The organism is Pseudomonas sp. 43A, from assembly GCF_013363935.1.
In the GTDB taxonomy this organism is placed as follows: Bacteria; Pseudomonadota; Gammaproteobacteria; order Pseudomonadales; family Pseudomonadaceae; genus Aquipseudomonas; species Aquipseudomonas crudilactis.
On sequence record NZ_CP054880.1, the window covers coordinates 6,324,700 to 6,349,562 of the forward strand.

Here is a 24,863-nt window from a genome sequence, read left to right on the forward strand (position 1 = left end):
ATGTTATGGCGGTTGAAAACCTGTTCCCGAATTATCTGGGGTGTAACGGGATAGACAGCAACAGGCGACATGCCGAGGCGACAGAAGCAGCGCAGGCGGCTTGGGACAGAACAGTGGCGGCGAACGAAAGGAACGAGCGGGATGCTGACGCACGCAGGAATGCGATTAAGAAGCGGGATGAAGTGGCGCCTCGCAGATGCGTTTTCGCCAAGAGTTGTAACCTTCCTGACGGCGTGATCAATCACAACAACCCATCCGGGTTTGTGCCCGTTGAAAAACTGGCCGAATACGGACTGTGGGCTGTGCTTGGCACCGGTGCAGCTATCACGGCACAAGGCACCCCACTGCAACTGGTGTCAGGGTCTGCTAACGGCAGTGCAATTGCTCCGTTTCAACGTGAAGACGTTGCCGGACGGCTCCGTTGACGTTTATGGCTTCTACTTGCTGGGACAATTCTGTTCAGATAACCAAAGGAAAATCGCAGAAGGCAAAGCGCCAATCGCAATCGAAACGGAGCATGTCGGCGAGCGAATGCGCTTCGAGATTCACCATGTTGTATACATCAAGAACGGAGGAGATGTTTACAACGTTGATAATCTTGCTGTCATGACGCCAAAATTACACGTCCAAACTCACAAGGAGAATAAGTAATGGAGTTAAAAAGTAAACTTTCCGAATACACAGAAAGTGAATTCATCGTGTTCATTAATGAAATAAAGTTTGGCTCCAATGACGAGATCACTGAAGACAAGCTGATCTTTCATTTCAAAAAAGTTATTGGTCATCCAGCAGGCTCAGATTTGATTTTCTATCCCGACAACAAAGATGAAAATACAGCGGAAGCAATAGTGCAGATTCTGAAAAAATGGCGTGCCGCTCAGGGCTTGCCAGGATTTAAAGAGTAATCAGTGGACGGTGAGAGAACATATGGAGCTTCGACCTGATTCAATGCCCCCGTCATTGGATTGATCCTTGGTAGCTCGGCTGACGATTATTTCTCGACCCAAGCCCTGAGGGAGCAGACATGTCCATCACGAATTCGCAGGTAATCGATATCTGGGCAATCCCTACTTGGGAGCCTGACAACGTAGTGTTGTATGTCTCTGACCACCTTGAATGGGGTGGAAAAGCTGAGCAAGGCGAGCACCTGCAATTGCTTCAAGACAAGCTCAACACCTACGTTGCATTCATCGAGAGCGGCGAGATCTACACCGAAATACCTAATGCACTCGGGAAGCACCCCATTATCCGAATCAACGGATTGTATATGCTGCCAGAGCAAGGTGAGATCTTTATTGACCGCGCTGCTGAGGTGCTAAAAGAGGTGGGTATTGGGTTGGAGTTTGTGCTTGATGAAAACGAGACGATACAGGGCATGTGACCGGCTATGTTTCCAGAACCTGGCCCTGCAGTTTTTTGGGAATTGTTATTTGTTGGGGCGGCTGGGCAACAGCGGGTCAACAACACATTCAGCGATTACACAGAAAACGAATTCGTAGCCTTGCTACAGCGGATCATTAGCCATGACGGCACGGAACCGGAAGTGGACAAGCTGGTGTTCCACTTTGACCCTGTTGTGGGACTCCATCCGTGAGGTGACGAGCGCAATCAGGGTCTGCTGATGGGGCAGACCCGCGACATCCAGTTCACCGACTAGTCGGCGCTGACAACAATCGACACGCGACGGTTTTCCGTGCGGCCCGCTGCCGTATCGTTGGACGCCACCGGCTCTTTGCTGCCCAGCCCCTGCAACTGGATGTTCTCTTGCTTCATGCCGACCGTGCCCAGCACGTTGGCGACACTTTTCGCACGACGCAGCGATAGTTGCTGATTGTAGGTTTCCTTGCCCGATGCGTCGGTGTGGCCATCGACGCGCACGCGCTCGATGCCGACACCCAGCAGGGCCTTGCCGATGCGTTCGACGATTTCGGTACTTTCCTTGTTCAGGCTTTCGACGTCGCTGCCAAACAGCACTTTGCCGGACAGGCCAAATTCCCAGCCCTCGTCGGTCAGTTCAAAACCCTGTTGTTTGAGAACGGCGACCTGCGCTGGCGTCAGGCCTTTTTGCGGCGCTGTCTGGCAACCGGTCAGGGCCAGTACGGCGATCAACAGCACAGCGTAAAAAGATCGAATGGACAGTGTGAACACGAGGGTCAGCTCCTGGTTTGAACGGAATCGACCGGAAGCTCCGCCCCGGCCGTGAATTGGGCGCCACGCGAAAGACGCTTGGCTTGATACATCGCCGCATCGGCAGCATCGAGCAAGGCGCCCGGCGTGACCCCATGATCGGGATAAACCGCGATACCGATACTGAGCGAGGTCACGACACTGGTGTCGCCCGGCAGCGCGATGGGCATGTCCATGCTGGCGAGGATCTTGTCGGCGATGCGTTCGGCGTCTTCGATCCTGTGCAGCGGCGTGAGCAGGACGGCGAACTCGTCACCGCCCAGGCGCGCCACCAGATCCTCTTCGCGCAACTGTGCGCGAATGCGATTGGCCACGGCGACCAGCACAGCATCACCGGCAGCGTGGCCGAAATTGTCGTTGATCCCCTTGAAGCGGTCGCTGTCGAGAAACAACACGGCAACGCGTTCATTGTGTTTGCCGGCGTTGCGCAAGGCGCGGATCAACCGCCCTTCGAAAAAAGCGCGGTTCGGCAGACCGGTGAGGCTGTCATGGCTGGCCTGGTGAGCGAGGGTTTCGTTTTCGTTCTGTAGATGGCTTTGCCACGACTCCAGCTCATCGAGCAAGGCGTTGAAGTCATTGCCGAGGTTATCGAGTTCGGCGATCTGTGCCGGCGGCACGCGGCGGTCCAGCGCTCGTTCGCTGCGGGCGGCGTGAGCCACATTGGCCAGACTGCGCAGAGGACCGGTGATCGCGCGTAACTGGCGACGCGCCAGGTAGAGCGCAACCCAGGCGCTGATCGCGGTACAGAGAATGATCCCCGCCAGACCGCTGAGCAGAAAGCGCATCAGGCTACCGCCATGACCGGTGAGCAATACGCGACCGATTTCACGGTCCTGATGCTCGATAGGCAGGCTGATGGGTTTTTCCAGGACTGCGCGGGTGATCTGCATTTCCAGCTCAGAGAACAAGCCGTTTTCCGGGCGTTGCCAATGCGCGAGCAGTTGTCCCTGGCTGTCCAGAACCTGGGCGTCAGCAACCTCTTCGGCAGAAGCAATCAGTGCCAGCGATTCGTTGGCGGCGGTCTTGTCGTTGAACACCACTGCGGCTTCCACGGTGTAGCTGATCGAACGGGCGATCAAGTGCAGGTTGTGATCGGCGTACACCCGTAATGCCAGTACGCCGAGCAACGTCAGCGAAACACTGGCCATCGCCACACCCACCAGCGCGACCGTCAGATGCCCTCGGCCAATGACCGAACCCAGCGTTGGGCGGCTATTCGATCTGAACAGGTTCATGGTGCCGCCGGTTTGCGACGCGACAATTGCAGCACGCTGGGGTGAATGCGTACGCCGCTGCGGGCAACGGAGTCGAGATTGACCTCGAATGAAACCTGCTCATCGCCAACACGCAGACAGAACAGGCTGCCGACCGTGCATTGATCGCCACCTTCACTGATGCTCAGCACCGGATGACCGATCAGCGAAGTGAACAGCCGAGCGCGTTCATCGGCCGTGAGTTTGCCGATGTACACCGCATCGCATTCGCTGACGATGGCCGGATTATCGGCCAGCAGGCGACGTACGGTGACCGGACGGCCAGTGGCTTGAGTGGTGCCTTTGACCAGATCGTCGGTGTATTCGGTGGGGCCAACGATGCACAGACGCAACTGCGCAGGCTCAACCGGCCAGCGCGCGTAGCTGAGAATACCAAGAACAACCTGCGTGACAGATTTGGCCCGTTGTTCGGCCATACCCGTCGGCGCTTGCGGCTGCGCGACAGCCGCGCCCGTCAACAACCAGAGCAGACCGACAAGCAACGCGTGCTTGCAGACAACTACGCGCCCTGTCGCCCAGACAGACACCTTCATGCAGGGATTCTCTTGGATCGTAGCGAAATGATGCCGCAACGATAGCACAGCAGTGAAACACCAGCGAGACACTGACCTCTGACCGGTTGGTCAGTAATCGCCGTCAATTGTCTGGATTTTCACCCCCGAGGCACGGTGCCCTCCTCCAGTTCCAGCATCAGCCCGCTCAGGCGTTTGACCTTGCGCTGCACCGCCTCCTCAAACACGCCGGCCCGGGGCTCGATCAAGGTGAACCAGTGCTTGGCCCGGGTAATGCCGGTGTAGATCAATTCTTTGGTCAGCACCGGATTCAAGGCATCCGGCAGAATCAGGGCCGTGTGGGCAAACTCCGAACCCTGGGATTTGTGCACCGTCATGGCGTAGACGGTTTCGACGTCGTTGAGGCGGCTTGGCAATACGAAGCGCACGCCGCCCTGACCGTCGTTGCGCGGGAACGCCACGCGCAACACCGGTTTGCCCGCATCAGGTCCTTCGCGCTCGGGCAGCTTGAGGGCGATGCCGATATCGCCGTTCATCAAACCCAGACCGTAGTCGTTACGGGTCATCAAGACCGGACGACCCTCGTACCATTGCTGATCGTTTTCGATCAAACGTGCTTTGAGCAGCGCGGCGGTGACCCGTTGATTCAGGCCTTCGACGCCCCAAGGCCCTTTGCGTACGGCACACAGCAACTGGAAGGTGTCGAACGCTTGCAGGACGTCACGAGCCCAGACGATCCAGTCAGGATGTTCGAGTGGCCTACCCGGCGGCGGACGCTGATTACGCAGCACAGTCAGGTAATGGCGGTAGCCTTGTGGGCCGTCGCCATGTCCCTCAAGCAACAGGCGCTCGAGCTTGTGATCATGTTCGCCCTTGAGCGGCAACGAATACACATCGTCATAGTGCCCGGTCGTGAGCAACTGCCGCGCCTCATCCGGCAACTGTTGGTTGACCCGACGCGCGAGCTGACCGATCCCGCTACCCTCGCCGAAACGCCGGGAGTGACGCAGCATCACCACTTGCTGGGCCAATGGGTGGGCGCCGCCGACATCCTCATGCAAGTCGCTGTCCTGTAACGACTCACCGCTGACCGACTCCAGCCACTGTCGGGTCTGCGGGCTGTACCAGCCACTTTCGGCGTCACGGCACAAATCCCCCAGCACCGCCCCGGCCTCCACAGAGGCCAATTGATCCTTGTCACCCAGTAATACCAGTCGAGCATGCGGCGGCAAGGCATCGAGCAGGTTGGCCATCATCTCCAGGTCGATCATCGAGGCTTCGTCGACTACCAGTACATCCAGTGGCAGGCGGTTGCCGGCATTGTGGCGGAAGTGCCGGGTGCCGGGACGGCTGCCGAGCAGACGATGCACAGTGGTGACGTCACAAGGGATTTTCGCCCGCACCTCTTCGCTGACTTCCAGCGACTGCACTTGTTGGCTGATGGACTCGGTCAATCGCGCCGCAGCCTTGCCTGTCGGCGCCGCCAGACGAATCCGCAGCGGATGACCGGAGGCGACTGCTGGGGCTTGAAGCAACGCCAGCAAACGCACCACCGTGGTGGTTTTACCGGTCCCCGGCCCCCCGGTGACGATGCTGAAGGCACCACGAGTAGCAAGGGCGCAGGCCAGCTTCTGCCAGTCGATCACTTCACCGACCTTGGCTGATCCGAACAGTTCGTTCAAGCGTTGTGGCAGATCATCCGGCGTTGGCTCAACCTGCTGCAAACGCTGGCGCAACGCCGTATCAATCCGCCGCTCGTAGGCCCAGTAGCGTCGCAAATACAGGCGTTTGCCTGACAACACCAACGGGCGTTGTTCTGCTGAATCACTGGTATCCGCCGCCAGTGCGACCAGAGAACTGCCCGCCAGAACCTTGCACCAGTGCGCGCCCTCGAGTGCCTCAAGCAATTGCGAAGGCAGCAACAGCACACCACCTTGCACGTCACCTTCAGGGGGCAACGACAGCGCGAAGTCGGGCGCTTTCAGGGTTTCATAAAGATCGAGACAGACATGACCGTGGCCAAGTTGATGGCTGGTCAGGGCGGCTGCGAGCAACACCAGCGGATCCGTGTCGCGCGCGAGCTCGTGAAGGAACGCGACGAATGCTTTGTCCAGCGCTCGCAACCAGCCGCGCTCGACCCAACGCGTCAGCAATATCAGAAGATCGTCGGCGCTGGTCAGCGGCGACAGCCTCGACAGACTGTCCGCTGCCAGCGGCGTGGGTAGCAGGTCGGCAAAGGTGCGGCTCATAGCAGGACTCCCTGTTCCCAGGCGGGCTCGGTCTTGGGTTCGGGTTTGCCTTGGAACATCCGGTCGAGACGCTCGATCAGCTCACGGGGCGGACGTACAAAATAGACACCGCGACTGTCAGCACGGGTGCCGCGCAGAAATAGATACAACGCCCCGCCGACATGCCGGTCGTAATCGTAATCAGGCAGCCGGGCCTTGAGTTGGCGGTGCAACGCCAGCAGGTACAACACGTATTGCAGGTCATAGCGGTTGTCGAGGATCGACAGTTCCATGGCCTGCTCGGTGTAGGCCAGATCATCCACGCCGAGCCAGTTGGACTTGTAGTCGGCCACGTAGTAACGGCCATTGTGTTCAAAGGTCAGGTCGATAAAGCCTTTGAACATGCCATTGAGTTGCACTGGTTCTGCCGCCACGCGGGCCACGCCTCTGTGAGTGTGCTGGCGCACCAGTTCGTCGAGTTTGAGGACATCGACTTTATGGCTGGCGAACCAGAACTCCATCTCGACCCGATATTGTTTCAGTTGCTCAAGAACAACCGGTGGTTGCCCGCCAGCAATCGGCAGTGGCGATTTGAGCAGGTGCTGCAGCCAGTCGCTCAGGGTGGTGATCCAGCCTTCCCAGCCACGCAGGTTACAGCGTCGGGCAATCGCATCTTCCAGCGCTTCGCGGGCAACGGCAAAACCGTCATCACCTGCCCATTCCAGCAAACCATGGAGAAACGTTCCCGGATTGGGGCCACGAGGAAAGCGGTGGATATCGGCGCCACCGGCAATGATTTCTCGCGGGGCGTCGGGATCGAGGCGCTCATCATCGAATAGTTTTTGCGCTTGCGGACTGTCCGGAGCCTCATCGCTGCCGACACTCAACACGTCGCTGATGCGCAAGGCGCTATAGGAGGCGATCCACCAGTTTTCGCTAGCCTTGCGCTTGGGCAACAGCGTGGCACTCAGCACGGCGTCATTTTGTGGCGGCTGGTAATGCTCGTCGGTGGGTTGTGGCATTTCATCGATGTGGATGGCCGGGCAGTCTTGTTGCAGGTCTTGCAGCCAGCGTTTCAGTTCGCTGGACTCACCCAGCGATACGCCACCGCCGAGCAGATAACCCAGTGCCGAAAGGTGCAGCACCGAACTGTTGTTATTGCCTCGCTTGAGGTCCGTTACGCCCAACCAACAGGCGTGCTGCGCGCGAGTCAGAGCAACGTAGAGCAAACGCAGGTCTTCGGCCAGACGCTCATCGTCCGCTTGCGCGATCAGCTCAGCGGTTGGTTTCAGACTCACCTGGGCCTTGCCCTCGGCATCGTGGTAATGCAGTGGCAAGCGACTGCCATCCACGGGTTTTGCCGAACAGATGAACGGCAGGAACACCAAGGGATATTCCAGGCCTTTGGACTTGTGGATGGTCACGACTTTGACCAGTTGCTCGTCGCTTTCCAAACGCAGAATCTGCTCTTCGCCGGCCTGACCGGACACTGCCAGCAGTTCGGCCAGATGACGAATCAGCGCTTGTTCCCCGTCCAGCTCCGCAGCCGCTTGCTGCATCAATTCCGACAGGTGCAAAAGGTTGGTCAGTACCCGCTCGCCATCCGTGCGCGTCATCAAGGTTTGCGGCAGATGGAAGTCGTGCAGCAGGCGGCGCAACATCGGCAGTACACCTTGTTTGCGCCATAGCTCGCGATAGCCACGGAACTGCATGACCCGGGTTTCCCATACCAGCTCGTCCTGGTTCAGACGTTCCAGCTCTGCCAGTGGCAGGTTCAGGGTGATACAGGCCAGAGCAGCTTTCAGTGAACGTTCGACATCCGGCTCGGCACAGGCCTTGAGCCAGGACAACAGGTCGTGGGCTTCTTGCGCCGCGAACACAGAATCCTTGTCCGACAGGTAAACGCTGCGCACGCCACGGGCGGCGAGTTCACCGCGTACAGCCTGGGCTTCTTTGCCGTCGCGCACGAGAATCGCGATGTCGGACGGCCTCAGACCTCTGAAGTCTTTGTCGTCCCGAACAAACCCCGCGCTAGCGTTTTGCCCGCCATTGAGCAGCGCAGTAATTTCGCTGGCGCACGCCGCTGCTAACTGCTGACGATAGACCACGCCCGACAGTGGCTGGTCGGTGGACAAGTGCCAGACATTCAACGCCGCGACAGCCTGCCCGGCAACTTGCAGATGTTCCTTGCGACCTTGAGATTCGACGGGAAGAAATGGCACCGGATTGTCGCCGTTTTTCTCGCGGAACAAAAATGCGCCGCGCCCCAACTCACGGGACTCGGCGCGTGCGAATACATGATTGACCGCGTTGACCATGCCGTGGCTGGAGCGGAAGTTGGTGCCCAGCGTATGCAGCCGGCCAGTGGTGGCCTGACGTGCGCGCAGGTAGGTGTAGATGTCTGCACCGCGGAAGGCGTAGATCGCCTGCTTCGGATCACCGATCAGAAACAGGCCGGTGTCAGGGCTGTTGTCTTCAATGCGATAGATGCTCTCGAAGATTCGATACTGCACCGGGTCGGTGTCCTGAAACTCATCGATCAGCGCGACCGGGAACTGCTCGCGAATCAACGTCGCAAGACGTTCGCCTCCGTCGGATTGCAAAGCGGCATCCAGCCGCAACAACATGTCGTCGAAGCCCATTTCGGCGCGACGCCGCTTCTCTTCTTCAAAGCGTGCGCCTACCCATTTGGCGGCATGTTGCAGCACAGCGGCATCGGGAGTCGGCAATGCATCGAGGCTCGATTTGAGCTTCGGCATCGCGTCCAGGCCCGGGTGAACTGGAGCCTGGCCTTTCCACGCTTCGGCCATGCCGTCGGGCGTCAGTCGGGTGAAACCGGTGCCGATATCCAGTTGCTCCAGGGTCTCGTCTTCAGCCCATGCCTTGAGCTTTTCGAACCACGGTTCGAAGTAACGCGCCTGCATCTTGCGCCCGTCGACGGTTTTGCTCGCAACGCCTTGCTGGCAGATGGCGAGCAACTCGTCTGCCCACTGGCGCCACGGCATTTTCAGTTCGATCAGCGCTGCACGGCGTTCTTGCAGGCATTCATCGATCAGCTCTGCGGGAGCCTTTCCCTCATCGCTGTCACGCTCACTGGCGAACAGGCCGCGCACGCGAGGCAACAAAGCCGCCGGCCCCCCCCAATTGCTGCGAACCCAGTTCAAGGCATCGCCCTGCATCGGGTAACAGAACAGTCGCCAGTAATCGCGCAGCACTTCGCCGAGCAAGTCGCTGTGATCAGTTTCCAGAGATTGAGTGAACAAGCTGCCACTGTCGAACGCGTGCTCCCGCAGCATGCGCTGACACCAACTGTGGATGGTCGAAACAGCGGCCTCGTCCATCCATTGCGCGGCGACATCGAGGCGGTTGGCACAACCAGGCCACTGCTGTGGTTCGAATTGGTCGCGCAGTTCAGCAATCAGTCCGTCAGGGGCAGGTGTTTCGTCACGAAAGAATCGAGCGGCCTCAGCCAGACGCGTGCGTATGCGCTCACGCAGCTCCTTGGTCGCGGCATCGGTGAAGGTCACGACGAGAATCTGTGGTGGCAGCAATTCACGACCAAAGCCGCTCGACTCGCCACCGTGCCCAAGAATAAGTCGCAGATACAAAGCTGAGATGGTGAATGTTTTGCCGGTACCGGCACTGGCTTCGATCAACTGACTGCCCTGTAGCGGAAAGGCCAGTGCGAGGGGTGTCTTTGTGCTCATGCGCGAGTCCCTTCAGTGGACAGTGAACGCCATGATGCTTCAAGCAGTGGGCGATACAACGCGTCGCACCAACCGGCGAATGTTTCGTCCTCAAGCAATGCATCGAAATCGGCATATTGCCGTGACAACGCGGGGCTCTCGCGACGCTCGCCTTCGCTAGTCTGCCCGTCACCTTCATAGGCTTTACGCGCTGCCGCTTCGGCCTTCAGCGGATCAGTTTGGGAAAGCCACGCAAAAGCGGTTTTTACCGCGACCGGCAGTGGCTGTCGCATGCCTGCCTGCCAAGCGAGGAGCAAGTCACCAAGGAAACGTATCGCTCGTGCTGGCTCCATGGGTTCAAGCAGCAATGTATCGTCGCTGGCTACCAAGGCTGTCGTCAGCGAAAGTCCGCTGGCGCAGGCCACCAAATGATTAACCCAAGGTTTGGTCAGCCGATGCCATTTGCGGCTTTTGATTGAGCCGATGCTGTTGGGAATGGTCGTGACCGACAACAGGCCTGCGTCAGCGCGCTGGTGCAAACCCGCGAGCCAGCCTTCAAGACGCAAGCCCTGCAATTCAAGGTTGACCGGCATCGCACTGTTCAAAGGGGTAGGCCAGAGTGCCAGCAATTGTTGATAACGCTGTAGCAAGTCAGGCAAAGGTTCGATCAGCTCACGTTGCAGGCACTCGCCAAACCCGGCCATTGGCAACAGACCACTGTTTTGCAGACGCCGGGCCTGGGCTGTCAGTGCTTGATCGATATTGTCGGGTTGCCTGAGAGCGGCTTCGAGCAAGCTGTCGCTGAGCGTGTAACGCTGTAATGCATCCAGCACGAAGGGTTCTTCGTCGGCCAGCGGTGCTTCGGCGGCCTCGAAATAAACCTTGAGGCGCTGGGTGAAAAAGTGCCGAACCGGGTTGCGTAAAAAGTCCTGCAACAGAGCCAGGCTCAGCGGCTCTTCTTGTACATAAGGGCTGAGTAACTGAGTTTCGTTTTGAGGCTCATGCTGTTGATGCAGAACCTGCCATTCACTGGCATAGCTAAACAGGTGATCGCCTTCATGAAAATAGCGCGCACTGAATGGTTGCAGCGGATGCTCTTGCGTCATGTCACTCAACAGATCGCGGTTTTCGTCGAGCAATCGCCAGCCACTTGCGAGGTGATCCCGCAATTGCCCGATCAACACTGAAGCCGGTCGCTCACTGTTATCACGGATGCTGCGACCAACCCAACTGATGTACAGCTGGTTGCGCGCAGACAAAAGCGCTTCAAGCAAAAGGTAGCGGTCGTCTTCACGCCGGGAACGATCTCCCGGACGGTAGTCGCTACCCATGAGGTCGAAATCCAGTGGCGGCTGCGCACGGGGATAATCGCCGTCGTTCATACCCAGCAGGCAGACCAGTTTGAATGGAATGGCGCGCATGGGCATCAACGTACAAAAATTCACGGCGCCGGCCAGAAAACGCTGAGACAAGCGCCCCTGATCCAGCCCCGCGAGCCAGGCTTCACGAACCACAGTCAGTGGTAGCTCATCCGCCAGGCCTACTGCCTCGCACGTTTCCAGCCAGGTCTCACGTAGCTCTTCGAGTTGGGTCAACAGGTAGTCGTCGTGCTCGTTGCTGGCTTTGAAGAACAGTTGCATCAGCGCTTGCAATCGATATCCCCACTCCTTGGGCTGAGCGGATTGGGTGAGCTGCTGATGGGCGAGTTCCAGAGCATCGAGCAAAGCCACCAACGGCCCGATCAGGGCGGCGTCTAGTCCACCAATTTCATCATAAGGTTCGATCCCCTCACACGCGTTGGCGCTGCCTACGGCGTAGCCCAGAAGCATGCGTCGCAGACCGAAATGCCAGCTGTTTTGCTCTAGTTCGTCGGGTAAACCCAGGCCCGCGCGTTGCTCGGCATTCATGCCCCAACGCACGCCTGCGCCTTCTATCCAGCGGTGCAGTGTTGGCAAGTCACGCTCCTCAACACCAAAGCGCGCGCGAAGTGCAGGAACGTCAAGCAGGTCGAGGATTTCACTGACCGGAAAGCGGCTGTCGGGAAGCTTGAGCAGGTGTTCGACTGCGATCAGCAGTGGATCACGACCACGCTGCCCCTGATCCGCCAATGTGAACGGGATGAACCGCGCATCGTGGCGATCAAGCTGACCAAACACCGCGCGGATATGCGGTGCATAGCTATCAATGTCAGGCACCATCACGATCACATCGCGAGGACGCAGATCCGGGTTGGCACTAAAACGCGCCAGAAGCTGGTCATGCAGTATTTCAACTTCACGCTGAGCGCTGTGGGCAATGTGAAAACGGATCGACTCGTCTTGTGTCAGATCGACAACAGGCCAGTGTTCGCGAGTCTCATTGAGTGGGCGCAACTCAAGGATGTCGTCCTGAAGTTGATTGAGCAGATTGTGTGGTTGAGTTTCGCTGAACAGGTCTATGCGGCCGTCGCGGAAAGCCGCCCGATAGCTATTGGGATCGTCATAACTGTCGAGCAGGTTGATGTAGTCCCGGCCTTGTTTACCCCATGCAGCCAATAGTGGATGAGCGTGTTGATGCAGTGCATCAGGGTCCAGCACTGTGGGCATTCCAGTCTTGCGCGATTGCCGCTTATATTGATGCCGCAACAGATCCTTGTCGGCAACAATATCGGCCCAGTGGTGACGGCACGGGTTGTGTACACACAGCAGGACCTGGCTGAAACGCGCAAGCCCGGCCAGTGCTTCAAGCACTTGGGCTGGCAGCGAAGAAATCCCGAAAACGATCACCCGCGAAGGTAGTCCCCCAGGAGCTTCGATAAGGTTATTGATGCGCTCGATAAATCGTTGGTGAACGCCGGCGCGGCTCTGCGCCATACCTTGTTCGCCTACGTCATCCAGCAGCGCACGCCACAACTCTGCCTGCCAGCAACTGGTCGGGGGCAGTGGTTTGACTTCGCCCCTGACGTTGCGCAATTGATGTCGGCCTTCGGCCCAGTCTTCAAGCCAGTCGGCCCGGTACACCTGATACTGGTCGAACAGATCCGCCAAGCGCTCGGATAATTGGTAGCGCTTGCGCAGGTCGGCGTCATTGATGAGAAAGCGTTGTAGCGGTTCGAAATGAGGTCGATCAATAACCTGAGGGAGCAGACGCATAAGGCGCCAGGTCAACGGGGCTTTATCGAGCAGGGACTTGGGAGGAATTTCATCTCGCCCCAATACCATGCGGTACAACTGCCACATGAAACTGCCCGGCAGTTGCACATCAATCGCTGCGGCAATACCGCAACCGCCAAGGTCGTCTTCCTCAGGGTCTTCGGCCAAGGCCAATTTGAGCCATTGGGCAATGCCGTTGCTCTGCACCAGCGCTATTTCGTTTTCCAGGGGAGCAAGCGGATAACGCCGCATGATGCTGATCACAAGGCTGCGCAGTTCGTCCAGGCTGTTGCTCTGGACCACCATGAATGCAGCGTTGAGGGACTGAGCGTCCTGCATAAAGGATTCCTTGGAAAGTACGAAAGCCAGGGCAGAACCTTAGCATTGTCGGCAGGTTGTGACAGCCGGACGGCGCCTGCGAATGTTGTAAGAACTTTCCTGCGGACAAAACAAAACCCCAACTGCTTTCGCAATTGGGGTTTCGGAATTTAATCTTGACGATGACCTACTCTCACATGGGGAAACCCCACACTACCATCGGCGATGCATCGTTTCACTGCTGAGTTCGGGATGGGATCAGGTGGTTCCAACGCTCTATGGTCGTCAAGAAATTCGGGTACCGAATCGTGGCCAGTTGGCCTCGCTTCAGCAAATTGGGTATGTGACAGCTTTCGGTGTTTGTGAACATCGAACTTTCGGTTCGTTTCGTCTTCACACACCGCAATCTGGCTTTTAAGCGCAAATTGCTTGGGTGTTATATGGTCAAGCCTCACGGGCAATTAGTATTGGTTAGCTCAACGCCTCACAGCGCTTACACACCCAACCTATCAACGTCGTAGTCTTCGACGGCCCTTCAGGGAACTCAAGGTTCCAGTGAGATCTCATCTTGAGGCAAGTTTCCCGCTTAGATGCTTTCAGCGGTTATCTTTCCCGAACATAGCTACCCGGCAATGCCACTGGCGTGACAACCGGAACACCAGAGGTTCGTCCACTCCGGTCCTCTCGTACTAGGAGCAGCCCCTCTCAAATCTCAAACGTCCACGGCAGATAGGGACCGAACTGTCTCACGACGTTCTAAACCCAGCTCGCGTACCACTTTAAATGGCGAACAGCCATACCCTTGGGACCGGCTTCAGCCCCAGGATGTGATGAGCCGACATCGAGGTGCCAAACACCGCCGTCGATATGAACTCTTGGGCGGTATCAGCCTGTTATCCCCGGAGTACCTTTTATCCGTTGAGCGATGGCCCTTCCATACAGAACCACCGGATCACTAAGACCTACTTTCGTACCTGCTCGACGTGTCTGTCTCGCAGTCAAGCGCGCTTTTGCCTTTATACTCTACGACCGATTTCCGACCGGTCTGAGCGCACCTTCGTACTCCTCCGTTACTCTTTAGGAGGAGACCGCCCCAGTCAAACTACCCACCATACACTGTCCTCGATCCGGATAACGGACCTGAGTTAGAACCTCAAAGTTGCCAGGGTGGTATTTCAAGGATGGCTCCACGCGAACTGGCGTCCACGCTTCAAAGCCTCCCACCTATCCTACACAAGCAAATTCAAAGTCCAGTGCAAAGCTATAGTAAAGGTTCACGGGGTCTTTCCGTCTAGCCGCGGATACACTGCATCTTCACAGCGATTTCAATTTCACTGAGTCTCGGGTGGAGACAGCGCCGCCATCGTTACGCCATTCGTGCAGGTCGGAACTTACCCGACAAGGAATTTCGCTACCTTAGGACCGTTATAGTTACGGCCGCCGTTTACCGGGGCTTCGATCAAGAGCTTCGCGTTAGCTAACCCCATCAATTAACCTTCCGGCACCGGGCAGGCGTCACACCCTATACGTCCACTTTCGTGTTTGCAGAGTGCTGTGTTTTTAATAAACAGTCGCAGCGGCCTGGTATCTTCGACCGGCATGAGCTTACGGAGCAAGTCCTTCACCCTCACCGGCGCACCTTCTCCCGAAGTTACGGTGCCATTTTGCCTAGTTCCTTCACCCGAGTTCTCTCAAGCGCCTTGGTATTCTCTACCCAACCACCTGTGTCGGTTTGGGGTACGGTTCCTGGTTACCTGAAGCTTAGAAGCTTTTCTTGGAAGCATGGCATCAACCACTTCGTCACCCAAAGGGTAACTCGTCATCAGCTCTCGGCCTTAAGATCCCGGATTTACCTAAGATCTCAGCCTACCACCTTAAACTTGGACAACCAACGCCAAGCTGGCCTAGCCTTCTCCGTCCCTCCATCGCAATAACCAGAAGTACAGGAATATTAACCTGTTTTCCATCGACTACGCTTTTCAGCCTCGCCTTAGGGACCGACTAACCCTGCGTCGATTAACGTTGCGCAGGAAACCTTGGTCTTTCGGCGTGGGTGTTTTTCACACCCATTGTCGTTACTCATGTCAGCATTCGCACTTCTGATACCTCCAGCAAGCTTCTCAACTCACCTTCACAGGCTTACAGAACGCTCCTCTACCGCATCATCCGAAGATGATACCCGTAGCTTCGGTGTATGGTTTGAGCCCCGTTACATCTTCCGCGCAGGCCGACTCGACTAGTGAGCTATTACGCTTTCTTTAAAGGGTGGCTGCTTCTAAGCCAACCTCCTAGCTGTCTAAGCCTTCCCACATCGTTTCCCACTTAACCATAACTTTGGGACCTTAGCTGACGGTCTGGGTTGTTTCCCTTTTCACGACGGACGTTAGCACCCGCCGTGTGTCTCCCATGCTCGGCACTTGTAGGTATTCGGAGTTTGCATCGGTTTGGTAAGTCGGGATGACCCCCTAGCCGAAACAGTGCTCTACCCCCTACAGTGATACATGAGGCGCTACCTAAATAGCTTTCGAGGAGAACCAGCTATCTCCGAGCTTGATTAGCCTTTCACTCCGATCCACAGGTCATCCGCTAACTTTTCAACGGTAGTCGGTTCGGTCCTCCAGTTAGTGTTACCCAACCTTCAACCTGCCCATGGATAGATCGCCCGGTTTCGGGTCTATTCCCAGCGACTAGACGCCCTATTAAGACTCGCTTTCGCTACGCCTCCCCTATTCGGTTAAGCTCGCCACTGAAAATAAGTCGCTGACCCATTATACAAAAGGTACGCAGTCACAGAACAAAGTCTGCTCCCACTGCTTGTACGCATACGGTTTCAGGATCTATTTCACTCCCCTCTCCGGGGTTCTTTTCGCCTTTCCCTCACGGTACTAGTTCACTATCGGTCAGTCAGTAGTATTTAGCCTTGGAGGATGGTCCCCCCATATTCAGACAAAGTTTCTCGTGCTCCGTCCTACTCGATTTCATGACCAAGAGATTTTCGCGTACAGGGCTATCACCCACTATGGCCGCACTTTCCAGAGCGTTCCGCTAATCTCAAAGCCACTTAAGGGCTAGTCCCCGTTCGCTCGCCACTACTAAGGGAATCTCGGTTGATTTCTTTTCCTCAGGGTACTTAGATGTTTCAGTTCCCCTGGTTCGCCTCTTGCACCTATGTATTCAGTACAAGATAACCATCTTATGATGGCTGGGTTCCCCCATTCAGACATCTCCGGATCAAAGTCTGTTTGCCGACTCCCCGAAGCTTTTCGCAGGCTACCACGTCTTTCATCGCCTCTGACTGCCAAGGCATCCACCGTATGCGCTTCTTCACTTGACCATATAACCCCAAGCAATCTGGTTATACTGTGAAGACGACATTCGCCGAAAATTCGAATTTCTCAACTAAGAGAACTCACAAATTTTACCTTAGCCTGATCCGTTACCAGTGAAAGTAACGTTCAGTCTATCTTTCTATCACATACCCAAATTTTTAAAGAACGAACTAGTCAAAGACTAGAAATCAACATTCACCATCATCACAATGGAATGCTCATTTCTAAGCTTTCAAACTTCAGAAGCAGTAGTGGTGGAGCCAAGCGGGATCGAACCGCTGACCTCCTGCGTGCAAGGCAGGCGCTCTCCCAGCTGAGCTATGGCCCCGTATCTCTACAGGTATTTCCCACACAAAATTGGTGGGTCTGGGCAGATTCGAACTGCCGACCTCACCCTTATCAGGGGTGCGCTCTAACCAACTGAGCTACAGACCCAATTTCGGGCTGCTTCTTTCGTCTTCTTCAATGAATCAAGCAATTCGTGTGGGAACTTATGGAGCAGCTGATGTCGTCGATTAAGGAGGTGATCCAGCCGCAGGTTCCCCTACGGCTACCTTGTTACGACTTCACCCCAGTCATGAATCACACCGTGGTAACCGTCCTCCCGAAGGTTAGACTAGCTACTTCTGGTGCAACCCACTCCCATGGTGTGACGGGCGGTGTGTACAAGGCCCGGGAACGTATTCACCGTGACATTCTGATTCACGATTACTAGCGATTCCGACTTCACGCAGTCGAGTTGCAGACTGCGATCCGGACTACGATCGGTTTTATGGGATTAGCTCCACCTCGCGGCTTGGCAACCCTTTGTACCGACCATTGTAGCACGTGTGTAGCCCAGGCCGTAAGGGCCATGATGACTTGACGTCATCCCCACCTTCCTCCGGTTTGTCACCGGCAGTCTCCTTAGAGTGCCCACCATGACGTGCTGGTAACTAAGGACAAGGGTTGCGCTCGTTACGGGACTTAACCCAACATCTCACGACACGAGCTGACGACAGCCATGCAGCACCTGTCTCAATGTTCCCGAAGGCACCAATCCATCTCTGGAAAGTTCATTGGATGTCAAGGCCTGGTAAGGTTCTTCGCGTTGCTTCGAATTAAACCACATGCTCCACCGCTTGTGCGGGCCCCCGTCAATTCATTTGAGTTTTAACCTTGCGGCCGTACTCCCCAGGCGGTCAACTTAATGCGTTAGCTGCGCCACTAAGAGCTCAAGGCTCCCAACGGCTAGTTGACATCGTTTACGGCGTGGACTACCAGGGTATCTAATCCTGTTTGCTCCCCACGCTTTCGCACCTCAGTGTCAGTATCAGTCCAGGTGGTCGCCTTCGCCACTGGTGTTCCTTCCTATATCTACGCATTTCACCGCTACACAGGAAATTCCACCACCCTCTACCATACTCTAGCTTGTCAGTTTTGAATGCAGTTCCCAGGTTGAGCCCGGGGATTTCACATCCAACTTAACAAACCACCTACGCGCGCTTTACGCCCAGTAATTCCGATTAACGCTTGCACCCTCTGTATTACCGCGGCTGCTGGCACAGAGTTAGCCGGTGCTTATTCTGTCGGTAACGTCAAAACAGCAACGTATTAAGTTACTGCCCTTCCTCCCAACTTAAAGTGCTTTACAATCCGAAGACCTTCTTCACACACGCGGCATGGCTGGATCAGGCTTTCGCCCATTGTCCAATATTCCCCACTGCTGCCTCCCGTAGGAGTCTGGACCGTGTCTCAGTTCCAGTGTGACTGATCATCCTCTCAGACCAGTTACGGATCGTCGCCTTGGTGAGCCATTACCTCACCAACTAGCTAATCCGACCTAGGCTCATCTGATAGCGCAAGGCCCGAAGGTCCCCTGCTTTCTCCCGTAGGACGTATGCGGTATTAGCGTTCCTTTCGAAACGTTGTCCCCCACTACCAGGCAGATTCCTAGGCATTACTCACCCGTCCGCCGCTGAATCCAGGAGCAAGCTCCTCTCATCCGCTCGACTTGCATGTGTTAGGCCTGCCGCCAGCGTTCAATCTGAGCCATGATCAAACTCTTCAGTTCAAACATCTTTGGGTTTTTAAGAAACCCTAAACTTGGCTCAGCAATCGTTGGTTACATCTTTGATTTCTCGCGGAGTAACTTGTGATGCTGATAATCTTGTTGACTATCAGTCTGACTCCACAAGCACCCACACGAATTGCTTGATTCAGTTGTTAAAGAGCGGTTGGTTAAGATCTTTCGTCTCAACCGAGGCGCGCATTCTACAGCAGCCTCATTTGCTGTCAAGTGATTATTTTCAGAAGCTTTCGAAGAATTCTTCAACAACTTCAACCACTTGCGCTTCCGATCTCTCGTCAGCGGGAGGCGAATTCTACAGCGTTACACGCTGCTGTCAACACCTCTTTTTCAACTTCCTTTTGGCTTCGATGACCTGAAGCAACCTGCTGCCGAAAATTACATAACTCATTGAATCTCAAGGAGTTTTCCGTTTCGACTGCGCCGGAAGTGGGGCGAATTATAGACATCTGAAATTCGCCGTCAAGACCTATTTTCAAATTTACTCAGATTTCAGCGTGATACGTGCAAACGCCTTCTTGCCTGCCTGGCAAACGTGGGTTGCGCCCAGTACATATATAAAGGAGCGATCAACCACCTCACCATCAACGCGCACACCGCCGGACGCCAACAGGTCGCGTGCCGCTGCCGAGTTCTTCACCAGACCTGCCTTATTAAGGACAGCCGCGATCGGCATATCTTCAGCAGAGACCAGCTCGATCTCCGGCAGATCATCCGGCAGCTCGCCATCCTTCATGCGGTTGCCCGCTGCACGATGAGCATTGGCCGCAGCCTCCTCACCATGGAAACGTGCGACGATCTCTTCCGCTAGTTTGATTTTGACGTCACGCGGATTGGCACCGGCTTCTACATCAGCACGCAGCGCATTGATCTCATCCATCGAGCGGAAGCTGAGCAGCTCGAAGTAACGCCACATCAATGCATCCGGAATCGAAACCAGCTTGCTGTACATGACGCCCGGCGCTTCCTGAATACCGACGTAGTTGCCCAAAGACTTGGACATCTTCTTCACGCCATCCAGACCTTCAAGCAGCGGCATTGTCAGAATGCACTGCGCTTCCTGGCCGTAACCACGCTGCAACTCACGCCCCATCAGCAAGTTGAACTTCTGATCAGTGCCGCCCAACTCAACGTCCGCACGCAAAGCCACCGAGTCGTAACCCTGAACCAGCGGATAGAGGAACTCGTGAATAGCGATTGGCTGATTGGTGGTGTAGCGCTTATCGAAGTCGTCACGCTCGAGCATGCGAGCGACGGTGTACTGCGAGGTCAGACGAATGAAGTCGGCCGGTCCCATCTGATCCATCCAGGTGGAGTTGAATGCGACTTCGGTTTTCGCCGGATCGAGAATCTTGAACACCTGAGTCTTGTAGGTCTCAGCGTTTTCCAAAACCTGCTCGCGAGTCAGCGGAGGACGCGTTGCACTCTTGCCACTCGGATCACCGATCATCCCGGTGAAGTCACCTATAAGAAAGATCACCTGATGCCCCAGCTCCTGGAACTGGCGCAGCTTATTAATAAGCACGGTATGACCCAAGTGCAGATCCGGAGCGGTTGGATCAAAACCAGCCTTGATACGCAGCGGCTGGCCGCGCTTGAGCTTCTCGATCAGCTCGGACTCGACCAATAGTTCTTCCGCACCACGTTTAATCAGCGCTAGCTGCTCTTCAACCGACTTCATAACAGACCCGCAAGGCTCAGATTCAAAGGGAACCAACCATACAAGATCGCGCACCAATTACAAGTTTTGCCCGGCGCACGGACACCAATCCACAGACGTGCTGTCTGTAGACTTGCTTCAGAGATGATTTGGTTATATTTTATACAGTTATTTCATCTTCATCATGTCATTCATCTTTTCCAATTCATCATTTTTCAAAGTCAAAATTACCTATGACCACAGAACCGTCTAAAGCGCCGCCGCTTTACCCGAAGACCCACCTGCTCGCCGCAAGTGGAATCGCCGCCCTTCTTAGCCTGGCTCTCCTGGTATTCCCTTCCAGTGATGTTGAAGCCAAAAAGACGACCCTGAGTCTCGAACTGGAAAGTCCTGCTGAACAACTGACACAAGATCAAGACGCTGCTGACGCGGCTCAAGCCACAAATGAGCCAGTAGCTTCGCCATTTGCTCAAATCGAAAACAGCGACGAAAACGCCCCGCAAACCGCAGAAGCAGCACCGGCATCGGCACCAGCCGCTGAAAAGCCAAAAGCGCCTGGTCATCGTGAAGTCATCGTTGCCAAGGGCGATACACTATCGACCTTGTTCGAAAAGGTCGGCCTGCCTGCCGCCTCCGTTCATGAGGTCCTGGCCAGCGACAAACAGGCCAAGCAGTTCAGCCAGCTTAAGCACGGCCAGAAACTCGAGTTCGAATTGAACCCTGAAGGTCAACTGACCAGTTTGCACAGCAAGGTCAGCGACGTCGAAACCATTACCCTGACCAAGAATGAAAAGGGTTATGCCTTCAACCGGGTTACCGCAAAACCCACCGTTCGCACCGCTTACGTACACGGCGTGATCAACAGCTCGCTTTCACAATCCGCGGCCCGTGCCGGCCTTTCCCACAGCCTGACCATGGATATGGCCAGCGTCTTTGGCTACGACGTCGATTTTGCGCAGGACATCCGCCAGGGCGACGAATTCGATGTGATCTATGAGCAGAAAGTGGTCAACGGCAAGTCAGTCGGCAATGGTCCGATCCTGTCAGCACGCTTCACCAACCGCGGCAAAACATACACCGCCGTGCGTTACACCAATAAACAAGGCAACAGCAGCTATTACACCGCTGACGGCAACAGCATGCGCAAGGCGTTCATCCGTACTCCGGTAGACTTCGCCCGCATCAGCTCGAAGTTCTCCATGGGCCGCAAACACCCGATCCTCAACAAGATCCGCGCCCACAAAGGCGTTGATTACGCTGCGCCGCGCGGTACGCCGATCAAGGCTGCCGGCGACGGTAAAGTGCTGCTCGCCGGACGTCGTGGCGGCTACGGCAACACCGTGATCATCCAGCACGGCAATACCTACCGCACGCTGTACGGCCACATGCAAGGGTTCGCCAAAGGCGTGAAGACTGGCGGCACGGTGAAACAAGGCCAAGTCATCGGTTACATCGGTACCACCGGCCTGTCCACTGGCCCGCACCTGCACTATGAGTTCCAGGTAAACGGCGTTCACGTCGATCCGCTTGGCCAGAAGCTGCCAATGGCTGATCCGATTGCCAAAGCCGAACGTGCTCGCTTCCTTGCACAAAGCCAACCGCTGATGGCGCGTATGGATCAAGAGAAGGCCACCATGCTGGCTTCGAGCAAGCGTTAAGTCATGGCCCTGTATATCGGTGTGATGTCCGGAACCAGCCTCGACGGTCTGGACATTGCCCTGATCGAACAGACCTCGGCGATCAAGCTGATCGCCACCCACTACATTCCCATGCCTGAATCCCTGCGCGCCGAGCTGCTTGGCTTGTGCGCCAGCGGCCCTGACGAAATCGCCCGCTCGGCAATTGCCCAGCAGAACTGGGTGACGCTCGCGGCGCAGGGCATTCATACCCTCCTCGATCAGCAGCGACTCAAGCCGAAAGACATTCGGGCGATCGGCAGCCACGGCCAGACCATCCGCCATGAGCCGGCACGCGGTTTTACCGTGCAGATTGGCAATCCTGCTCTGCTGACTGAGTTGACCGGCATTACTGTAGTCAGCGACTTCCGCAGCCGTGATGTCGCTGCCGGCGGCCAAGGTGCGCCGCTGGTTCCAGCCTTCCATGAAGCTTTGTTCGAAGAGCGTACCGGTAACCAGGCAGTCTTGAATGTCGGCGGTTTCAGCAATCTGAGTCTGATTGAGCCGACCAAGCCTGTAGCCGGTTTCGACTGCGGCCCTGGGAATGTTCTGATGGACGCCTGGATTCAGCAGCAACGGGGTGAAAACTACGATCGCAATGGCGACTGGGCGAGATCAGGCACTGTTGAGCCGACATTGCTGGAAGCACTGCTCAGCGATCCGTTTTTCATTACCAAAGGCCCGAAGAGTACCGGACGCGAAGTGTTCAACCTGCCGTGGCTGGAACAACACCTGTCACGACTACCAGCCTTCGCGGCGGAAAACGTGCAGGCCACACTGCTTGAGTTGACGGCACTGACCATCGTCGAGTCGTTGCAAAGCGCTCAATCCGATACCCAAGAACTGTTGGTCTGCGGTGGTGGCGCGCACAACAGCGCACTGATGAAACGGCTGGCCGACCTGCTTCCCGAGACAACGGTAGCCAGCACCGCGACCCACGGCGTTGACCCGGACTGGGTCGAAGCGATGGCGTTCGCCTGGCTGGCCCATTGCTGCCTCGAAGGCATTGCCGCCAACCGCCCAAGCGTCACCGGCGCCCGCGGACTTCGAGTGCTCGGCGCCATCTACCCCGCTTAAACATCACGCACAGCAAAACGCCGCAGAACCGTAAGGCTCTGCGGCGTTTTGTTATCTGAAGCGCAGTGCGATCAGATCGAGAACGAAGATCCGCAACCACAGGTCGTGGTGGCGTTCGGGTTCTTGATCACGAAACGCGAACCTTCCAGACCTTCCTGGTAGTCCACTTCAGCACCGGCCAGGTACTGGAAGCTCATCGGATCCACCACCAGACTCACGCCTTCGCGCTCGACGATAGTGTCGTCCTCGGCCACATCTTCATCGAAGGTGAACCCGTACTGAAACCCTGAACAACCGCCGCCCGTAACGAATACGCGCAGCTTCAAGCGATCATTCCCCTCTTCATCGACCAGGCTCTTCACCTTGTGCGCGGCACCGTGGGTGAATTGCAAAGCCGTGGGGGTGAAGGATTCGACGCTCATGCTGACTATCTCCCGGCGTTACGCCGCCATAATGCGTGATGACGCGCATTATCCGCTTGTCCGAGAAAATCGGTCAACTATTGTTACGGTATATCAATAAAGCCGACGAGCTGTTCAGAGTGCAAAAAGGCCCGATTAACGGGCCTTTTTGCTGTGCGGCTTAAAGTGTTACGGCAGCATACCGGCATGGGACAGGCCGAAGCGCTCGTCCAGACCGAACAGGATGTTCATGTTCTGCACCGCTTGGCCCGACGCGCCTTTGACCAGATTGTCGATCACCGACAACACCACCACCAGATCGCCATCCTGCGGACGGTGAACAGCGATACGGCAAACGTTGGCACCGCGCACGCTACGGGTTTCCGGATGGCTACCGGCCGGCATCACGTCGACGAACGGTTCGTTGGCATAACGCTTTTCAAACAGCGCCTGCAGATCTACCGAGCGATCGACCACAGTGGCGTAGAGCGTGGAGTGAATGCCACGGATCATCGGGGTCAGATGCGGAACAAAGGTCAGACCGACATCCTTGCCCGCTGCGCGACGCAGACCCTGGCGAATTTCCGGCAAGTGACGGTGACCTTTCACCGCATAGGCCTTCATGCTTTCCGACGTCTCGGAGTACAGGGAGCCTACAGCCGCACCGCGACCAGCACCGCTGACGCCGGATTTGCAGTCGGCAATCAGACGCGAAGCATCCGCCAGACCGGCTTCAAGCAGCGGCAGGAAACCCAGTTGCGTCGCGGTCGGATAGCAACCCGGCACCGCAATCAGACGGGCCTTCTTGATTTGCTCGCGATTGACTTCCGGCAGGCCGTAAACCGCCTCGTCCAACAGTTCAGGCGCGCCGTGCGGCTGACCGTACCACTTGGCCCACTCTTCAGCGTCTTGCAGACGGAAATCGGCCGACAGGTCGATGACCTTGGTGCCCGCTGCCAGCAATTCGCCCGCCAGTGCGTGCGCAACACCATGCGGTGTGGCGAAGAACACTACGTCACAAGCGCCGAGAGTCTTGATGTCCGGCACGCTGAAGGCCAAGCCATCGTAGTGACCGCGCAGGTTCGGGTACATGTCAGCCACGGCCAGACCGGCCTCGGATCGGGAAGTGATGACAACCACTTCTGCCTGCGGATGCTGCGCCAACAGACGCAGCAGTTCGACACCGGTGTAACCCGTGCCGCCGACGATACCGACCTTGACCATAACCTGCCCTCAAAGAACCCACTGGAAAGCCGTCGATAATAGGGGCCGCGCGCGCCTGCGACAACCGTCAAGGTGACGTGCGGACGCTCAAG

The 24,863-nt window shown here is 56.4% G+C and carries 15 protein-coding genes, 2 tRNA genes, 3 rRNA genes and 1 pseudogene; 7 read left to right on the forward strand and 14 right to left on the reverse strand.

Going from position 1 to position 24,863, the window contains the following annotated elements; genetic code table 11:
* Window positions 1–20 precede the first annotated feature (20 nt).
* From HUW52_RS30860 to HUW52_RS28000, 5 genes and pseudogenes are all read left to right on the forward strand, one after another.
* Window positions 21–386, forward strand: a pseudogene (locus tag HUW52_RS30860) (hypothetical protein); the annotation flags it as partial.
* 10 nt (window positions 387–396) lie between these two features.
* A complete protein-coding gene (locus HUW52_RS30865; protein ID WP_371929230.1) occupies window positions 397–651 on the forward strand; it encodes a hypothetical protein in 255 nt (84 codons plus the stop codon).
* Window positions 651–905, forward strand: coding sequence for a bacteriocin immunity protein (locus tag HUW52_RS27990; RefSeq protein WP_016987270.1), 255 nt, complete (start codon window positions 651–653; stop codon window positions 903–905). The genes HUW52_RS30865 and HUW52_RS27990 overlap by 1 nt, the downstream gene beginning before the upstream one ends.
* A gap of 119 nt (window positions 906–1,024) precedes the next feature.
* Window positions 1,025–1,381 (forward strand): DUF6572 domain-containing protein, encoded by a 357-nt coding sequence (locus HUW52_RS27995; protein WP_175555448.1) that lies wholly within the window; start codon window positions 1,025–1,027, stop codon window positions 1,379–1,381.
* Between the two features lie 6 nt (window positions 1,382–1,387).
* Complete coding sequence (locus HUW52_RS28000; protein WP_175555449.1) at window positions 1,388–1,594, forward strand: bacteriocin immunity protein; 207 nt, start codon at window positions 1,388–1,390, stop codon at window positions 1,592–1,594.
* 59 nt (window positions 1,595–1,653) lie between these two features.
* Here HUW52_RS28000 and HUW52_RS28005 read toward each other — a convergent pair whose 3' ends face one another.
* The 12 genes from HUW52_RS28005 to tyrS form a co-directional block, all read right to left on the reverse strand.
* A complete protein-coding gene (locus HUW52_RS28005) occupies window positions 1,654–2,148 on the reverse strand; it encodes an OmpA family protein (RefSeq protein ID WP_175555450.1) in 495 nt (164 codons plus the stop codon).
* 5 nt (window positions 2,149–2,153) lie between these two features.
* Window positions 2,154–3,422 carry a diguanylate cyclase domain-containing protein gene (locus HUW52_RS28010; RefSeq protein ID WP_016987272.1) on the reverse strand — a complete coding sequence of 423 codons (1,269 nt, stop codon included), beginning with the start codon at window positions 3,420–3,422 and terminating at the stop codon, window positions 2,154–2,156.
* Entirely contained in the window at window positions 3,419–3,994 is a 576-nt protein-coding gene (locus HUW52_RS28015; RefSeq protein WP_175555451.1) for a YfiR family protein, read from the reverse strand. The genes HUW52_RS28010 and HUW52_RS28015 overlap by 4 nt, the downstream gene beginning before the upstream one ends.
* 119 nt (window positions 3,995–4,113) lie before the next feature.
* Window positions 4,114–6,222 carry an exodeoxyribonuclease V subunit alpha gene (gene recD, locus HUW52_RS28020; protein ID WP_175555452.1) on the reverse strand — a complete coding sequence of 703 codons (2,109 nt, stop codon included), beginning with the start codon at window positions 6,220–6,222 and terminating at the stop codon, window positions 4,114–4,116.
* Entirely contained in the window at window positions 6,219–9,908 is a 3,690-nt protein-coding gene (recB, locus tag HUW52_RS28025) for an exodeoxyribonuclease V subunit beta (protein ID WP_175555453.1), read from the reverse strand. The genes recD and recB overlap by 4 nt, the downstream gene beginning before the upstream one ends.
* Complete coding sequence (recC, locus tag HUW52_RS28030) at window positions 9,905–13,357, reverse strand: exodeoxyribonuclease V subunit gamma (RefSeq protein WP_175555454.1); 3,453 nt, start codon at window positions 13,355–13,357, stop codon at window positions 9,905–9,907. The genes recB and recC overlap by 4 nt, the downstream gene beginning before the upstream one ends.
* Window positions 13,358–13,510: 153 nt before the next feature.
* Window positions 13,511–13,626: ribosomal RNA gene (gene rrf / locus HUW52_RS28035) — 5S ribosomal RNA — on the reverse strand.
* Window positions 13,627–13,776: 150 nt separating this feature from the next.
* Window positions 13,777–16,670: ribosomal RNA gene (locus HUW52_RS28040) — 23S ribosomal RNA — on the reverse strand.
* A 247-nt stretch (window positions 16,671–16,917) separates the two neighbouring features.
* Window positions 16,918–16,993: transfer RNA gene (locus HUW52_RS28045), tRNA-Ala, on the reverse strand.
* 30 nt (window positions 16,994–17,023) lie between these two features.
* Window positions 17,024–17,100, reverse strand: a tRNA-Ile gene (locus HUW52_RS28050).
* Between the two features lie 81 nt (window positions 17,101–17,181).
* Window positions 17,182–18,718: ribosomal RNA gene (locus tag HUW52_RS28055) — 16S ribosomal RNA — on the reverse strand.
* The 16S, 23S and 5S rRNA genes sit together here with 2 tRNA genes alongside, the layout of an rRNA operon.
* 496 nt (window positions 18,719–19,214) lie before the next feature.
* The gene (gene tyrS / locus HUW52_RS28060) at window positions 19,215–20,414 is read right to left on the reverse strand and encodes a tyrosine--tRNA ligase (protein WP_150693830.1); all 1,200 of its coding nucleotides are present in this window, start codon (window positions 20,412–20,414) and stop codon (window positions 19,215–19,217) included.
* Between the two features lie 212 nt (window positions 20,415–20,626).
* Here tyrS and HUW52_RS28065 point away from each other — a divergent pair, with 212 nt between their 5' ends.
* Both HUW52_RS28065 and HUW52_RS28070 read left to right on the forward strand, forming a co-directional pair.
* Window positions 20,627–22,051, forward strand: a complete 1,425-nt coding sequence (locus HUW52_RS28065; RefSeq protein WP_016983463.1) for a peptidoglycan DD-metalloendopeptidase family protein — start codon at window positions 20,627–20,629, stop codon at window positions 22,049–22,051.
* A gap of 3 nt (window positions 22,052–22,054) precedes the next feature.
* A complete protein-coding gene (locus tag HUW52_RS28070) occupies window positions 22,055–23,146 on the forward strand; it encodes an anhydro-N-acetylmuramic acid kinase (protein ID WP_016983464.1) in 1,092 nt (363 codons plus the stop codon).
* Between the two features lie 71 nt (window positions 23,147–23,217).
* Here the strand turns inward: HUW52_RS28070 and erpA are convergent, their stop codons facing one another.
* Both erpA and argC read right to left on the reverse strand, forming a co-directional pair.
* Window positions 23,218–23,568, reverse strand: coding sequence for an iron-sulfur cluster insertion protein ErpA (gene erpA / locus HUW52_RS28075; RefSeq protein ID WP_008077999.1), 351 nt, complete (start codon window positions 23,566–23,568; stop codon window positions 23,218–23,220).
* 168 nt (window positions 23,569–23,736) lie between these two features.
* Window positions 23,737–24,771: an N-acetyl-gamma-glutamyl-phosphate reductase gene (argC, locus tag HUW52_RS28080; protein WP_016983465.1), complete on the reverse strand. Its 1,035-nt coding sequence runs from the start codon at window positions 24,769–24,771 to the stop codon at window positions 23,737–23,739.
* Window positions 24,772–24,863 lie beyond the last annotated feature (92 nt).

What these genes read in the sequence shown, in the direction of transcription:
- HUW52_RS27990 (WP_016987270.1), top strand. Translation starts at nt 651, where the DNA reads ATGGAGTTAAAAAGTAAACTTTCCGAATACACAGAAAGTGAATTCATC.
- HUW52_RS27995 (WP_175555448.1), top strand. Translation starts at nt 1,025, where the DNA reads ATGTCCATCACGAATTCGCAGGTAATCGATATCTGGGCAATCCCTACT.
- HUW52_RS28000 (WP_175555449.1), top strand. Translation starts at nt 1,388, where the DNA reads ATGTTTCCAGAACCTGGCCCTGCAGTTTTTTGGGAATTGTTATTTGTT.
- HUW52_RS28010 (WP_016987272.1), bottom strand. Translation starts at nt 3,422, where the DNA reads ATGAACCTGTTCAGATCGAATAGCCGCCCAACGCTGGGTTCGGTCATT.
- HUW52_RS28015 (WP_175555451.1), bottom strand. Translation starts at nt 3,994, where the DNA reads ATGAAGGTGTCTGTCTGGGCGACAGGGCGCGTAGTTGTCTGCAAGCAC.
- recD (WP_175555452.1), bottom strand. Translation starts at nt 6,222, where the DNA reads ATGAGCCGCACCTTTGCCGACCTGCTACCCACGCCGCTGGCAGCGGAC.
- recB (WP_175555453.1), bottom strand. Translation starts at nt 9,908, where the DNA reads ATGAGCACAAAGACACCCCTCGCACTGGCCTTTCCGCTACAGGGCAGT.
- recC (WP_175555454.1), bottom strand. Translation starts at nt 13,357, where the DNA reads ATGCAGGACGCTCAGTCCCTCAACGCTGCATTCATGGTGGTCCAGAGC.
- tyrS (WP_150693830.1), bottom strand. Translation starts at nt 20,414, where the DNA reads ATGAAGTCGGTTGAAGAGCAGCTAGCGCTGATTAAACGTGGTGCGGAA.
- HUW52_RS28065 (WP_016983463.1), top strand. Translation starts at nt 20,627, where the DNA reads ATGACCACAGAACCGTCTAAAGCGCCGCCGCTTTACCCGAAGACCCAC.
- HUW52_RS28070 (WP_016983464.1), top strand. Translation starts at nt 22,055, where the DNA reads ATGGCCCTGTATATCGGTGTGATGTCCGGAACCAGCCTCGACGGTCTG.
- erpA (WP_008077999.1), bottom strand. Translation starts at nt 23,568, where the DNA reads ATGAGCGTCGAATCCTTCACCCCCACGGCTTTGCAATTCACCCACGGT.
- argC (WP_016983465.1), bottom strand. Translation starts at nt 24,771, where the DNA reads ATGGTCAAGGTCGGTATCGTCGGCGGCACGGGTTACACCGGTGTCGAA.